General features: G+C 72.5%; 12 protein-coding genes. 8 read left to right on the top strand and 4 right to left on the bottom strand.

The window, feature by feature from the left end:
- Nucleotides 1–65 precede the first annotated feature (65 nt).
- Nucleotides 66–2804: a pyruvate dehydrogenase (acetyl-transferring), homodimeric type gene (aceE, locus tag ACFYPR_RS09945; RefSeq protein WP_387259451.1), complete on the top strand. Its 2739-nt coding sequence runs from the start codon at nt 66–68 to the stop codon at nt 2802–2804.
- A 190-nt stretch (nt 2805–2994) separates the two neighbouring features.
- Here aceE and ACFYPR_RS09940 read toward each other — a convergent pair whose 3' ends face one another.
- Nucleotides 2995–3444 carry an SRPBCC family protein gene (locus tag ACFYPR_RS09940; protein WP_354859490.1) on the bottom strand — a complete coding sequence of 150 codons (450 nt, stop codon included), beginning with the start codon at nt 3442–3444 and terminating at the stop codon, nt 2995–2997.
- 188 nt (nt 3445–3632) lie between these two features.
- On the opposite strand from ACFYPR_RS09940, the gene ACFYPR_RS09935 reads away from it, so the two are divergent.
- From ACFYPR_RS09935 to gltX, 3 genes are read left to right on the top strand one after another with little or no spacing between them, the layout of a single operon-like run.
- Nucleotides 3633–4982, top strand: a complete 1350-nt coding sequence (locus ACFYPR_RS09935; protein WP_387259448.1) for a GH1 family beta-glucosidase — start codon at nt 3633–3635, stop codon at nt 4980–4982.
- Nucleotides 4979–6256 (top strand): MFS transporter, encoded by a 1278-nt coding sequence (locus ACFYPR_RS09930; RefSeq protein ID WP_354859485.1) that lies wholly within the window; start codon nt 4979–4981, stop codon nt 6254–6256. The genes ACFYPR_RS09935 and ACFYPR_RS09930 overlap by 4 nt, the downstream gene beginning before the upstream one ends.
- Nucleotides 6257–6307: 51 nt before the next feature.
- A complete protein-coding gene (gene gltX / locus ACFYPR_RS09925) occupies nt 6308–7717 on the top strand; it encodes a glutamate--tRNA ligase (RefSeq protein ID WP_387259445.1) in 1410 nt (469 codons plus the stop codon).
- Between the two features lie 171 nt (nt 7718–7888).
- Here gltX and ACFYPR_RS09920 read toward each other — a convergent pair whose 3' ends face one another.
- Nucleotides 7889–8527: a copper resistance CopC family protein gene (locus ACFYPR_RS09920; RefSeq protein ID WP_354859479.1), complete on the bottom strand. Its 639-nt coding sequence runs from the start codon at nt 8525–8527 to the stop codon at nt 7889–7891.
- 242 nt (nt 8528–8769) lie between these two features.
- Between ACFYPR_RS09920 and ACFYPR_RS09915 the strand changes: the two genes are divergently transcribed.
- Complete coding sequence (locus ACFYPR_RS09915; protein WP_354859478.1) at nt 8770–9420, top strand: hypothetical protein; 651 nt, start codon at nt 8770–8772, stop codon at nt 9418–9420.
- Between the two features lie 34 nt (nt 9421–9454).
- Here ACFYPR_RS09915 and ACFYPR_RS09910 read toward each other — a convergent pair whose 3' ends face one another.
- Nucleotides 9455–9787 carry a hypothetical protein gene (locus ACFYPR_RS09910; protein ID WP_354859476.1) on the bottom strand — a complete coding sequence of 111 codons (333 nt, stop codon included), beginning with the start codon at nt 9785–9787 and terminating at the stop codon, nt 9455–9457.
- A gap of 105 nt (nt 9788–9892) precedes the next feature.
- Nucleotides 9893–10432 (bottom strand): hypothetical protein, encoded by a 540-nt coding sequence (locus tag ACFYPR_RS09905; RefSeq protein WP_387259442.1) that lies wholly within the window; start codon nt 10430–10432, stop codon nt 9893–9895.
- Between the two features lie 203 nt (nt 10433–10635).
- Here ACFYPR_RS09905 and ACFYPR_RS09900 point away from each other — a divergent pair, with 203 nt between their 5' ends.
- The 3 genes from ACFYPR_RS09900 to ACFYPR_RS09890 are packed head-to-tail and all read left to right on the top strand — an operon-like array spanning nt 10636 to nt 13872.
- A complete protein-coding gene (locus tag ACFYPR_RS09900; protein ID WP_354859473.1) occupies nt 10636–11838 on the top strand; it encodes a histidine kinase in 1203 nt (400 codons plus the stop codon).
- On the top strand, nt 11835–12524 hold the full coding sequence (locus ACFYPR_RS09895; protein WP_354859471.1) for a response regulator transcription factor: 690 nt from the start codon (nt 11835–11837) through the stop codon (nt 12522–12524). Before ACFYPR_RS09900 ends, ACFYPR_RS09895 begins: the two co-directional genes overlap by 4 nt.
- Before the next feature lie 46 nt (nt 12525–12570).
- Nucleotides 12571–13872 (top strand): helix-turn-helix domain-containing protein, encoded by a 1302-nt coding sequence (locus tag ACFYPR_RS09890; RefSeq protein ID WP_354859469.1) that lies wholly within the window; start codon nt 12571–12573, stop codon nt 13870–13872.
- The last annotated feature ends 26 nt before the right edge of the window (nt 13873–13898 follow it).

Raw genomic sequence — 13898 nt, 5'->3', positions numbered from 1 at the left:
ACGGGTGCCACCAGGGGGCAGGATGGCGCTAGAGACCTATCCCACACACAACCGAGGGAACGCCTGTGGCTACGGAACGCAAGCGCCCGGTGATCAGCGACGGCCTACCGAGCCAGCTTCCGGACATCGACCCTGAAGAGACCAGCGAATGGGTCGAGTCGCTTGACGGTGTCATCGACGAGCGCGGCGCCAAACGCGCCCGCTACGTCATGCTGCGCCTGCTGGAGCGGGCCCGTGAGCGCCAGGTCGGGGTTCCGCCCCTGACCACCACCGACTACATCAACACCATCCCGCCGGAGCAGGAACCCTGGTTCCCGGGTGACGAGCACGTCGAGCGGCGCATCCGGGCGTACGTCCGGTGGAACGCCGCCATGCTGGTGCACCGGGCGCAGCGCCCGGAGATCGGCGTCGGCGGGCACATCTCCACCTTCGCCAGCTCGGCGTCGCTCTACGAGGTGGGCTTCAACCACTTCTTCCGGGGCAAGAACCACCCGGGCGGCGGCGACCAGATCTACTACCAGGGTCACGCCTCCCCCGGCATGTACGCGCGGGCGTTCCTGGAGGGGCGGCTCAGCGAGCACCAGCTCGACGGGTTCCGCCAGGAGCTGTCGCATCCGGGCGGCGGGTTGCCGTCGTACCCGCACCCGCGGCTGATGCCGGACTTCTGGGAGTTCCCCACCGTCTCGATGGGCCTCGGCGGCCTGAACGCGATCTACCAGGCCCGGTTCAACCGGTACCTGCAGCACCGCGGCATCAAGGACACCTCGCAGCAGCACGTGTGGGCGTTCCTCGGCGACGGCGAGATGGACGAGCCGGAGACGTTGGGCGCGATCGGTGTGGCCGCCCGCGAGGAGCTGGACAACCTCACCTTCGTGATCAACTGCAACCTCCAGCGGCTGGACGGCCCGGTCCGGGGCAACGGCAAGGTCATGCAGGAGCTGGAGTCGTTCTTCCGGGGCGCCGGCTGGAACGTGATCAAGGTGGTCTGGGGCCGTGAGTGGGACCCGCTGCTCGCCGCGGACACCGACGGCGCGTTGGTCAACCTCATGAACACCACGACCGACGGCGACTACCAGACCTACAAGGCCGAGTCCGGCGCGTACGTGCGGGAGCACTTCTTCGGCCGGGACGCACGGACCCGCAAGATGGTCGAGCCGCTGAGCGACGACGAGATCTGGAACCTCAAGCGGGGTGGGCACGACTACCGCAAGCTCTACGCGGCCTACAAGGCGGCCACCGAGCACACCGGTCAGCCGACGGTCATCCTGGCGAAGACGATCAAGGGCTGGACGCTCGGTTCGCACTTCGAGGGCCGCAACGCGACCCACCAGATGAAGAAGCTGACGCTGGAGGACTTGAAGACCTTCCGCGACCGGCTCTACCTGGACATCCCGGACAAGGCGCTGGAGGACAACCCCTACCTGCCGCCGTACTTCCACCCCGGTGAGAAGTCCGAGGAGCTGGCCTACCTGAAGGAGCGCCGCGAGCAGCTCGGCGGCTACCTGCCGTCGCGGCGCACCAGCACCAAGCGGCTGACCATCCCCGGTCCGGAGCGGTTCGCCGACGTCAAGCGCGGCTCGGGCAAGCAGAAGGTGGCCACCACGATGGCCTTCGTCCGCCTGCTCAAGGACATCATGAAGGACAAGGAGTTCGGCAAGCGCTGGGTGCCGATCATCCCGGACGAGGCCCGCACCTTCGGCCTCGACTCGATCTTCCCGACCGCGAAGATCTACTCGCCGCACGGGCAGCGCTACACCTCGGTCGACCGGGAGCTGTTCCTGTCGTACAAGGAGTCGACGACCGGGCAGATCCTGCACGAGGGCATCAACGAGGCCGGTTCGGTCGCCTCGTTCACCGCCGCGGGCTCGGCGTACGCCACCCACGACGAGCCGATGATCCCGATGTACATCTTCTACTCGATGTTCGGGTTCCAGCGGACCGCCGACGGACTGTGGGCGGCGGCCGACCAGATGGCGCGGGGCTTCCTGCTCGGCGCGACCGCGGGGCGGACGACGCTCAACGGTGAGGGCCTGCAGCACGAGGACGGCCACTCGCTGCTGATCGCCGCCACCAACCCGGCGGTGGTCGCGTACGACCCGGCGTTCTCCTTCGAGATCGCCCACATCATGGAAGCCGGCCTGCACCGGATGTACGGGGACGCGCAGGAGAACGTCTTCTACTACCTGACGGTCTACAACGAGCCGATCCTCCAGCCGGCCGAGCCGGCCGGGGTGGACACCGAGGGCCTGCTCAAGGGCATCTACCGCTACTCCCCGGCACCGCAGGTCGACGGCCCGAAGGCCAACGTCCTCGCCTCCGGCACCGGCATGCAGTGGGCGCTCAAGGCCCAGCAGCTGCTCGCCCAGGACTGGGGGGTGGCCGCCGACGTCTGGTCGGTGACCTCCTGGACCGAGCTGCGTCGCGACGCGGTGGAGACCGAGGAGTACAACCTGCTCAACCCGGGCGCCGAGGCCAAGGTGCCCTACGTCGCGCAGAAGCTGGCCGACGCGGACGGGCCGAAGGTCGCGGTCAGCGACTGGATGCGCGCCGTACCGGACCTGATCGCCCGCTGGGTACCCGGCGACTACACGTCGCTGGGCACCGACGGCTTCGGAATGTCGGACACCCGGCACGCGCTGCGCCGGCACTTCCACGTCGACGCCGAGTCGATCGTGGTCGCCACTCTGCGGCAGCTCGCCCGCAGCGGCGCGGTGCCGGCCACCGTGCCGGCCGAGGCCGCCAAGAAGTACGCGATCGACGACGTCAACGCCGCCCCGGTCGGAGAGACCGGCGGCGACAGCTGATCCAGCACGATCGAGAAAGGGCCCGGCGCACCCGCGCCGGGCCCTTCTTGGTGCACCCGCACCCTCGCTCCCGGCCCCGACCGACCGGGCGGACGGCGGGTGAGTGGGAAGCGGCGGCGGTCCGGGGGCCCCTGGCGGGGGCCCGGGGGCCACCGCCAGGGGCGGGTGACGCCGGGAGCAGACGCGCCCGTCAGCCGACGGCGGCCAGGTCGGTGAGCCGGGCGAGCGAGTCCTCCAGGTCGGCGCCGACCCGGCGCAGGCCCAGGCGCAGCAGGGCCGCCTTGACCGGGCCGGCCGGCCAGCGGACGACGATGAGTCGCACGATCGTCCCGCCCTCCTCCTCCTCGTCCTCGGTGAGCTGGACGTAGATCTCGGTGCGCGCCTCCGCACGAGCACCGGCACCCTTGGCCCGTTCCCGCCAGCCGATCAGCGTCGGCTCCTGATAGGCGATCACCTCGGCCTCATGCGCCGAACCGCGCCCCGCCTGGACCAGCTGCCGCCGCCCGAAGCCCTCTCCAGAGAGCACTTCGGCCGCGCGGACCCCCGCCAGCCAGGCCGGTAACTGCTCGGCCCGCTGTACGACGTCCCAGACCACTTCCACCGGCGCCGCCACGTGCGCACTGCGTTCCACGAGGATCATTTCCGTCTTTCCTCCAGTGAGGACATCCCACGATATCGGCACTCTATGCGCTAAATCGGACTTACGTGGACGGGTTAGGAAAAAGACACGCCGATCAACCATTGCGGATTGCGCCAACCCGGCCTATGGCGCATTCATCGACAGCGCCTTAGAGTCCCGAACACGTTTCACGTTGACCGGGAGGGCGCATGCCGACCGCACCGATGCCCGAGTTCCCCGCCGGCTTCCGCTGGGGCGTCTCCACGTCCGCCCACCAGATCGAGGGCGCCACCACGGCCGGCGGACGCGGAGCGTCCATCTGGGACACCTTCGCGCGCTCCCCCGGCCGGATCAGCGACGGCAGCAGCGGCGAGATCGCCTGCGACCACTACCACCGGTACGCCGAGGACGTAGCGCTGCTGGCCGGTCTGGGCGTCTCCGCGTACCGGTTCTCGATCGCCTGGCCCCGGGTGCAGCCCAGCGGCAGCGGCGCGGCCAACGCCGCCGGCCTGGACTTCTACGACCGCCTGGTCGACGACCTGCTGGCCGCCGGCGTCGACCCGGTGGCCACCCTGTACCACTGGGACCTGCCCCAACCCCTGCAGGACGCCGGTGGCTGGCTCAACCGCGACACCGCCGCCCGCTTCGCCGACTACGCCGAGCGGACCGCCGCCCGTCTCGGCGACCGCGTCCGGCTCTGGATCACCCTCAACGAGCCGTTCATCCACATGAGCCTCGGCTACGGCATGGGCGTGCACGCCCCCGGCGAGATGCTGCTCTTCGACGCCTTCCCCGTCGCCCACCACCAACTGCTCGGGCACGGGCTCGCGGTCGCCGCGCTGCGCGCCAGCAGCGCCAGCCCGGTGGCGATCGCCAACAACTACTCCCCGGTGCGGGTGCTCGGCGACCGCGACGCCGACCGGGCCGCCGGGGCCGCGTACGAGGCGCTGCACAACCGGCTCTTCACCGACCCGCTGCTCGGCCGCGGCTACCCGGAGCTGCCCGGCTTCGACCCGGGCGTCGTCCGCCCCGGCGACCTGGACATCATCGCCGCGCCCATCGACGTGCTGGGGGTCAACTACTACAACCCCACCGGCGTACGGGCCGCCGAGGAGGGCTCGCCGCTGCCGTTCGACCTGGTGCCGCTGGACGGCTACCCGCGTACCGCCTTCGACTGGCCGGTCGCCCCCGACGGGCTGCGCGAGCTGCTCGGCTGGCTGCGTGACACGTACGGCGACGCGCTGCCACCCATCGAGATCACCGAGAGCGGCTGCGCGTACGACGACGCACCCGACGCGGACGGGCAGGTGGCGGACCCGGAGCGCATCGCGTACCTCGACGGGCACCTGCGGGCGGTCCGGGCCGCCATCGACGACGGGGTGGACGTACGCGGGTACTTCGTCTGGTCGCTGCTGGACAACTGGGAGTGGGCCGAGGGGTTCACCAAGCGCTTCGGGCTGGTGCACGTCGACTACGCCGACCAGAGGCGTACACCCAAGTCGTCGTACGCCTGGTTGCGGGACGTGATCGCGGCCTCCCGGGACGGTTCGGCGCGGTGACCACCCTCGACCCCGCGCCGGCGGCGCTGCCGGCGGCGCTCGCCGAACCGACCGTGCCGGTGCGACGCGGCTGGATCGGTCTGGTCTTCGCGGCAAACCTCGGCGTGTGGATGGCGTTCTTCACCCCGATCCAGGTGCTGCTGCCGCAGCAGATCGAGCGGATCGCGCCCGCCGACAAGGAGACCATGCTGGCCGTGGTCACCGGCCTGGGCGCGTTGGCCGCGGTGCTGGCCAACCCCCTGGCGGGCGCGCTGTCCGACCGGACCTGCCTGCGGATCCTCGGCCGGGAGTTCGGTCGTCGGCACGTCTGGACCGCCGGCGGCGCGGTGCTCGGCGCGGCGGCGCTGGTGCTGCTGGCCCAGCAGCGGACCATCCTCGGGGTCGCCGTCGGTTGGGTCGCCGCCCAGGTCTGCTTCAACGCGATGCTGGCCAGCCTCACGGCCGCCATCCCGGACCGGGTTCCGGTGGCGCAGCGCGGCGCGGTCTCCGGCTGGGTGGGTATCCCGCAGGCGCTCGGGTTGGTGCTCGGCGCGGTGCTGGTCACCGCAGTCGTCACCGGCAACGCCGCCGGCTACCTGGCCATCGCGGTGGCCATCCTGGTGCTGTCGCTGCCGTTTGCGCTGCTCACTCCCGACGACCGGCTGCCCCGCGCGCACCGCCCGGCGCTGCGGGCCCGGGCGCTGTTCGCCTCGATGTGGATCAGCCCGCGCCGGCACCCGGACTTCGCCTGGGCGTGGATCACCCGGTTCCTGGTCCAGCTCGGCAACGCGCTGGGCACCCTCTACCTGCTGTACTTCCTCACCGACGGGGTGCGTTACCCCGACCCCGAGGGCGGTCTGTTGGTGCTGATCCTGCTCTACACGCTCGGCATGATGCTGACCGCGGTGGTCGCCGGCCGGCTGTCGGACCGCTCCGGGCGGCGCAAGGTCTACGTGATCGTCTCCGGCCTGATCATGGCGGTCGCGGCGCTGCTGCTCGCCATCGCGCCGGTCTGGCCGATGGCGATCGTCGCCGCCCTGCTGCTCGGCGCCGGTTACGGCGTCTACCTCTCGGTGGACGCCGCCCTGATCACCCAGGTGCTGCCCCGGGCCACCGACCGCGCCAAGGACCTGGGCGTGATCAACATTGCCAACTCCGCGCCGCAGGTGCTCGGCCCGGCGCTCTCCGCCCCGCTCGTCGTCCACCTGGGCGGGTACCCGACGCTCTACGCGGTCACCGCCGCGGTCACCCTGGTGGGCAGCGCCCTGGTCGTCAAGATCCGCTCAGTCCCCTGAGTCGGGGGGCCGTGGCCAAAAGCGGTCGCCGGCCGCCGTAGGCTGGAGGACGTGACGGTACGTGTGCGCTTCGCCCCCTCCCCGACCGGTATGTTCCACGTCGGCGGCGCCCGCTCGGCGCTGCAGAACTGGATCTACGCCAAGCAGCAGGGCGGGGTGTTCGTGCTGCGCATCGAGGACACCGACGCGGCCCGCAACAAGCCCGAGTGGACCGAGGGCATCCTCTCCGCGCTGGACTGGATCGGCATCTCCCGGGGCAGCTACGAGGGGCCCTACTTCCAGTCGGCGAACGCCGGCGAGCACCGGGCCGCCGCCACCCGGCTCTACGAGTCGGGTCGGGCCTACTACTGCGACTGCACCCGCGAGGACGTGCAGGCCCGTACCGGCTCGCAGTACCAGGGCTACGACGGCTACCACCGCGACCTCGGCCTCGGCCCGGGGCCTGGGCACGCGCTGCGCTTCCGTACGCCGGACGAGGGCACCACCGTGGTCGTCGACCTGATCCGGGGTGAGCCCACCTTCGAGAACAAGCTCATCGAGGACTTCGTCATCGCCCGCGGCGACGGCTCGCCGGTCTTCCTGCTCGCCAACGTCGTCGACGACATGACCATGGGGATCACCCACGTGATCCGGGCCGAGGAGCACCTGCCCAACACCCCCAAGCAGCAGCTGCTCTGGGACGCCCTCGGAGTCAAGCCGCCGGTCTGGGCGCACGTGCCGGTGGTGGTCAACGAGAAGCGGCAGAAGCTCTCCAAGCGCCGCGACAAGGTCGCCCTGGAGGCGTACCGCGACGAGGGCTACCTCGCCGCCGCGATGCGCAACTACCTGATGCTGCTCGGCTGGGCGCCGTCGGGCGACCGGGAGATCGTGCCCTGGTCGGTCATCGAGGACGAGTTCCGGCTGGAGGAGGTCAACCCCTCCCCCGCGTTCTTCGACGAGAAGAAGCTGCGCGCCTTCAACGGCGAGTACATTCGCGCGCTGCCGGTGCCCGAGTTCATCGACGCCTGCCAGCCGTGGCTGACCGGCACCGGGACGATCGCGCCGCCGCCGTGGCAGCCCGAGGAGTACGACGCCGACGCGTTCGCCGCCGTCGCGCCGCTGGCCCAGACCCGGCTCGCGGTGCTCAGCGAGATCGTGCCGAACGTCGACTTCCTCTTCCTGGCCTCGCCGCTGATCGACGAGGCGGCCTGGACCAAGACCATGAAGGACGGCTCGGGTGACCTGCTGGACGCCGCCGTCGCGGCCTTCGAGGCGCTGGAGTCCTGGGACGCCGAGTCGCTGAAGTCGACGCTGGAGGCGGTCGGCGCCGAGCGCGGCCTCAAGCTCGGCAAGACGCAGGCGCCCGTCCGGGTCGCGGTCACCGGCCGCACCGTCGGCCTGCCGCTGTTCGAGTCGCTGGAGGTGCTCGGTCGCGAGCGCACCCTGACCCGGATGCGCGCCGCCCGGCTCCGCCTGCCCTGACAGTCCGACCGGCAGCGGGCCGGCGTCGTACCTACGCGTCGCCCCCTTTGCTCTGCTTCAACCCACGCAACACCCGGTGTCCGAATATCGGACGCGAAGTGTTGCCTCCGCTGAAGCAGAGCAAAGGGGGACGCGGACACCCCGTTCACCAGGCCTGCGGCGATCGTGTGATCAGTGCGCCCGGTTCCTGCGACGGAACACCAGGCCGGCGGCGAGAGCAGCGAGCAACACCAGGCCGCCGAGCGCCCAGAGCCACCAGCGGCCACCAGAGTCGGACCGCTCCGAGGCCGCTGGCACAGCGGACGCCGTTGAGCTGCCCGCCGGCGCCGATGGCGGCCCGCCCGAGGACGGGTTGACTCCCGAGGGCCCGGCCGAGGGCGAGCCGGTCGGCGCTGCCGCCGGGCCGGTGCCGGCGGCCGAGGGGCTGGCGGACGGGTCGGCGGCCGTGCCGGTGGTGAGGGTGAACCGCACCTCGCCCTTGATCGGGTGGCCGTCGCTGGACGCGAGCTGGTACCCGACGATGTAGAGCCCCGCCGCGCCGGGCTTGAACGGCACGCGTACCCGACTGCCGTCGAAGGTCGGCTGCCCGCCGGCGACCACATTGTCCGGTCCGGTTATTGTGATCTTCGTCGTAGCGGGGGCCGGCTTGGCCAGGAACCGAAGCTCGACCCGGGCGGGCGCGGTGGCCACCCGGGCGCCGTCGCGCGGATCGCTGCCGGTCAGCGAGTTGTGCGCGGCGGCCGGTGTCGCCGGGGCCAGCAACGACACACCGAACGCCACGCCGAACACCACTGGCACGACCCGCGCCATTCGTGTAACCCTGCCCCCCATGAACCCCTCCGTAAGGGTACGATCCGCCCGCTGATCAAAACAGCTCCTCATTAGTCGAGCAGAGATCGCAGATAGTTCCAATTACTGTTCCACAAGCTGCAATTCATCGACGTTCTGCGGAGTCTGTGAGAGTGGGCCCGACCGCTCGGTCGGTGTTGTCACCGGCCGACCGACCCGGACGTCATGACGAAGCCATCCATCGAACGGGGCGAGGAGGCGGGATGGTCCGACAGATGAGGCGCTGGGTCGCCGTGCTGGCGGGCACGCTGGCGGCGGCACTGCTGGCGCTCGGCACCGCCGGCCCGGCCAGCGCGGCGCCCAAGCCGGCACCCGCCGGTGTGGACATCACCGGCGAAGGGCTCACCGAGCCGCTGCGGCTCCGGTCGGACACCCAGCCCACGCACGTGGTGGCGGTCATCGACCAGGTCAACTTCTTCGGTCGTACCGGCATGCCGACCGGGCCGAAGGCAGCCAACCTCGGTCCGAAGTACACGGTCGTGGTGCTCGCCGGTGAGACGCCGAAGCAGACGTTCGACCTCTACCCCAAGGCGGCCGGCGGCCCGCGCGTGTACCGACCGGCCAAGCAGCCGGACGGCCGCAAGACCAGCGCCGGCTGGTTCCTCGGCCGGCTCAGCATGTCCGAGACGCTGCGCACCGCCGGGGTGCCGCTGGAGCGGCAGTTCGACACGGTCAGCGGCGGCGTGGGCGGCGGCGAGCGGGTCCTCCCGGAGGACACGATGGACCCGGCGCGGGACATCGACGAAGCGCTCGGCGAGTTGCAGCGACTGCTGCTGCTCAACGTCGCGGTGATGCTGACCATCACGGTCGGTCTCGCCGGAATCGCCCTGCTGATCCGCCGCCGGACCCGCTGACCTCGGGCGGCGGGTCAGACCAGCCGTCGCGCGGTCAGCACCAGCGGCGCGGCGGGCGCTCCCGTCGGGTGGCCCGCTGACGCGGCCGGACCGGGCCGTGCCGGTGCGCCCCCGCCCACCCGGGCAGTTCGCTGCGGCAGCCGGTGACGTCGTCCGGCTCGGCCGGCACCGGCTCGGTGGCCCGCTGGCGTGGCACGGCCACGTCGTCGTCGGCCCGCTCGGACGGACGGCCGCCGGTCGACTCCGCCGGGTGCGCCGACGCCCCGCCGACCGGCCGGCGCGGCTTGCCGGCCGCCTGCGGGTCGTGGTGCCCCAGCCGGCAGGGCTCGCCCTGGGCGCAGCCGTGCTCGGCCTCCCCGTGCGCCATCCCCGGTCTCCTCACGCTCGCACTCACGCGCGGGGGCGCTCCCCCCGACGTGCCCTGTCACCGTACTGGCCGGGACCGACGGCCTGTGCACGGCGTACCCCGGGGTCAGCGCTGCGGGCGGCGAGGGAACAGGGTCTCCCAGACCGGGAAGGCGACCAGCCAGATCAGGATCACGACGGTGAGGCTGCGGATCCAGTTGCCCAGTTCACGGGTTCGTTCCGCGTCGTTGACCCAGAGGATCGCCGCACCGAGCAGGGCGCACGCGACAGCCCAGCCGAGGAGCGCCTTGGCCCACTCCCGCCACTCGTGGCGGGTGCGGGCCCAGCCGTAGCGGGGAGGCCGCACCGGCGGCGGACCACCGGCGAACCGGTGGGCGAAGCGCTGGTCCGCCCAGCGCACCATCGAGTGCCCGAAGGCCACCGAGAAGCCGAGGTAGGCGGCGGCGAGACCGTGACTGACGCCTGCGGTCGCGCCGCGGCGCAGGTCGATCACCGACGCGGCGAGCAGTGCCAGATCGACCAGCGGTACGCAGACCAGCAGCGCCGCGCCGAGTCGTGGCCGGCGCAGCGGATAGCGGACCACCAGCCCGGCGCCGAGCAGCACCCAGAACGCGATCTCACAACCGATGATCACCGCGACCACCATGGCGACCTCCCCCCGTCGTCGGCACCCAGCGTCGCCGATCGGCGGGGCCCGGGCCTCGACGCCGGAGACGAGATCGGGGTCCTCCCTTCGACGGACCAACCGTCCGGGACGCGCTCGACGTACCCCTTTCGGCGCATGTCGGAGCCGGCGGGCTCCTTCCCTGGTCGGAGTCGGAGGGTCGACGGTTGTGGTGGGATCGGGGCATGCGACCGCCACCGTGGCTCGGCTCCGGCACGGCCGGCCGGGATCTCACGCTGGCCGGCGCGTCGCTGATCGGTGGCCTGGTGCTGTACGGCCTGGGCATGCAGCCGCAGATCGTCCCGCACCCGGACGTGCCGCCCGAGCTGTTCCTGGCGCCGCTGCTGGCGGTGTGCGTGGCCGTCGGTCTGCGTCGGGTCGCGCCACGCGCCAGCCTGGCGGTGGGGACCGGGGCGCTCGTGGTGGACACGGCGCTGGGCAACTCGCTGGGCACCGTCGTGATCTACACGCAGGTGCTCTACGACGCCTGCGTGTACGGCCCGCCCCGGCTGTGGCGGTGGCTGCTCGGGATCACCGCGACGTTGAGCGCGATCGCGGTGGTGGCCGGCGTGCTCGGCTTCGGGCAGTGGCGCGGGGCCGCCGTCGGGGTGCCGGTGGTGCTCGCCGGGCTGCTGCCGGTGCTGACCGGGATCAGCGTGCGGCAGTACCGGGACCAGGCCGCCGCCGAGCGGGCCCGGGCCGAGCAGACCGCCCGGCTGGTCGAGCTGGACCGCCGGCAGGCGGTCAGCGCCGAACGGGCGCGGATGGCCCGGGAACTGCACGACGTGGTCGCCAACCACCTGAGCGCGGTGGCCATCCACGCTACCGCCGTGCTGTCCGTACCGGGGCTGGAGCGGGGCCAGGTGGAGTCGGCGTTGCGGGTGATCCGGGAGAGCAGCGTGCAGGGCCTGGCCGAGATGCGGCAGATGATCGAGCTGCTGCGCGAGCCGGACGCGGGTGAGCGGGGCACGGCGGGCGTGGTCGGCGCGGTGCCGGAGGCGGTCACGGCGCGGCTCGCCGAGGCGGACGGGTTGGTCGAGCGGATCCGGGCGGCCGGCCTCGCGGTACGGGTGCACACCGACGGCACCCCGGGCCCGCTGCCGGTGGGGGTCGACCTCGCCGCGTACCGGATCGTGCAGGAGTCGCTGACCAACGCGCTCAAGCACGGCACGGGCGAGGCGGAGCTGACCATCACGTACCGGCCGGCGGAGGTGGTGCTGACGGTGGAGAATCCGGTGCGCCCGGACGGGTCGGGGCTGCCGGGCGCCGGGGCCGGGCTGATCGGGATGCGGGAGCGGGCCGCGCTGCTGGCCGGCCGGTTCACCGCCGGGCCGCACGACGGCCGCTGGCAGGTCCGGGCCGCCCTGCCCACCGGGGAGGGCGGGTGACCGCGCCGCGCTCGGGCGACGCCGGCGCCGCGCCGGTACGGGTGGTGCTCGCGGACGACCAGCCGGCGGTACGGGCGGGTCTGGCCCTGATCCTGAACGGCTCGCCGGGCATCGAGGTGGTCGGCGAGGCGGCCGACGGCGACGAGGCGGTCCGGCTGTGCCGGCAGGTGCGCCCCGATGTGGCGGTGCTGGACGTGCGGATGCCACGCCTCGACGGGATCGCCGCGACCAGGGCGATCGTCGCCGACCGGCTCGCCGACGTGCTGGTGCTGACGACCTTCGACCTGGACGAGTACGTCTTCGGCGCGCTGCGCGCCGGTGCGTCCGGGTTCCTGCTCAAGGACACCGACGCGGCGGGACTGGTCGCGGCGGTGCACACCGTGGCGCGCGGTGAGGGGTTCATCGCCCCCACGGTGACCCGTCGTCTGATCGCCGCCTTCGCGGCCACCCCGCCCGGCGCGTCGGCGGCCGCCCGGGCCGCGCTGGACACCCTGACCCCGCGCGAACGCGACGTGCTGGCCTGCCTCGGCCTGGGCCTGTCCAACCAGCAGATCGCCGACCGGCTGGCGCTGGCGGAGAGCACCACCAAGACACACGTGAGCCGGATTCTGGCGAAGCTGGACCTGCGCAGCCGGGTGCAGGCCGCGATCCTGGCCCAGGAGCTGGGCCTGCTCGCGCCACCGTGACCCTGCGCCGGGACCGGCCGACCCGGGCCCGCTGACCGGTGCCGGCGTGGATGGCCTGCTCACGACGTGTCAGGCTAGGGCGGTGAGTACGCCCGACGGTGGGGAGTTGGCGGCCACGCTGCGCCGGATCGAGCGATCGGCGGGAGCGCTGGCCACCGCCAGCGTGGCCCGGATGGACGAGACGCTGCCGTGGTTCCGCGCCCTGCCGGCCGACCAGCGCTCCTGGGTGATGCTGGTGGCCCAGGCGGGCGCCCGGTCGCTGGTGCAGTGGCTGCGCGACGGCGGCGGCACGGCGGACAGCACCCAGGAGGTCTCCGACGAGGTGTTCGCCGCGGCACCCCAGGCGCTGGCCCGGTCGATCACCCTCCAGCAGACGGTGGCACTGATCAAGGTGACCATCGACGTCGTCGAGGAGCAGGTGTCGCAGCTGGCTGCCGAGGGTGAGGAGCAGCTGCTGCGCGAGGCGGTGCTGCGCTTCTCCCGGGAGATCGCGTTCGCCGCCGCCCGGGTGTACGCGCGGGCCGCCGAGTCGCGCGGCGCGTGGGACGCCCGGTTGCAGGCCCTGCTGGTCGACGCGCTGCTGCGCGGTGACTCGCCGGACGTCCTGGCGAGCCGGGCCGCCGCGCTGGGCTGGGCGGACGCGCCGCCGGTCGCGGTGGCGGTCGGCCGCTCCCCCGGCGGTGAGGTCTCCGCCGTGCTGCACGTGGTGTACCGGCAGGCGCGGCGGATCGGCGTCGAGGTGATCGGCGGAGTGCACGGCGACCGGTTGGTGATCGTCCTGGGCGGCGCGGCGGATCCGCTGAGCGCCACCGGCAAGCTGCTGGACGCGTTCGGTGACGGCCCGGTGGTGGTCGGTCCGGCCGTACCCAGTCTGGATGAGGCGACGGAGTCGGCGCGGGCCGCGCTGTCCGGTTTCCGGGCGGCGCCGGCGTGGCCGACCGCCCCCCGGCCGGTGCCGGCCGCGGACCTGTTGCCGGAGCGGGCCCTCGCCGGCGACGCGGAGGCGCGTCGCCGGTTGCGCCACGACGTGTACGCGACGCTGGTGCGCGCCGGTGGCGAGTTGCTGGAGACCCTGGACGCCTTCCTGGCCGCCGGTGGCACGCTGGAGAGCGCGGCGCGGGCGCTGTTCGTGCACCCGAACACGGTGCGCTACCGGTTGCGCCGCATCGCCGAGGTGACCGGCTTCTCGCCGCTGTCGCCCCGGGACGCGTTCGCCCTCCAGGTGGCGTTGACCGTCGGTCGACTGGATCCGGTGGTCCCGGTGGTCACGGCGGTCCCGACCCAGACATTGACCCCGGCCGCCCGGAAATCCGCCCAAAGCAGTGATGATCCTCGCCGATCTTTGTGAGAAACCTCCAAAGGTTCTAGTGCGGT

Origin of the sequence: Micromonospora sp. NPDC005254 (assembly GCF_042872525.1) — a bacterium.
Lineage (GTDB): Bacteria > Actinomycetota > Actinomycetes > Mycobacteriales > Micromonosporaceae > Micromonospora.
Note: the sequence above shows the minus strand (reverse complement) of the source record. Positions and strands in the feature narration are given on the sequence as shown.

Bases quoted from the DNA above. Each gene is read 5' to 3' on its own strand.
- ACFYPR_RS09940 (WP_354859490.1), bottom strand. From the start codon at position 3,444: ATGATCCTCGTGGAACGCAGTGCGCACGTGGCGGCGCCGGTGGAAGTG.
- ACFYPR_RS09935 (WP_387259448.1), top strand. From the start codon at position 3,633: ATGCCGACCGCACCGATGCCCGAGTTCCCCGCCGGCTTCCGCTGGGGC.
- ACFYPR_RS09920 (WP_354859479.1), bottom strand. From the start codon at position 8,527: ATGGCGCGGGTCGTGCCAGTGGTGTTCGGCGTGGCGTTCGGTGTGTCG.
- ACFYPR_RS09915 (WP_354859478.1), top strand. From the start codon at position 8,770: ATGGTCCGACAGATGAGGCGCTGGGTCGCCGTGCTGGCGGGCACGCTG.
- ACFYPR_RS09910 (WP_354859476.1), bottom strand. From the start codon at position 9,787: ATGGCGCACGGGGAGGCCGAGCACGGCTGCGCCCAGGGCGAGCCCTGC.
- ACFYPR_RS09905 (WP_387259442.1), bottom strand. From the start codon at position 10,432: ATGGTGGTCGCGGTGATCATCGGTTGTGAGATCGCGTTCTGGGTGCTG.
- ACFYPR_RS09900 (WP_354859473.1), top strand. From the start codon at position 10,636: ATGCGACCGCCACCGTGGCTCGGCTCCGGCACGGCCGGCCGGGATCTC.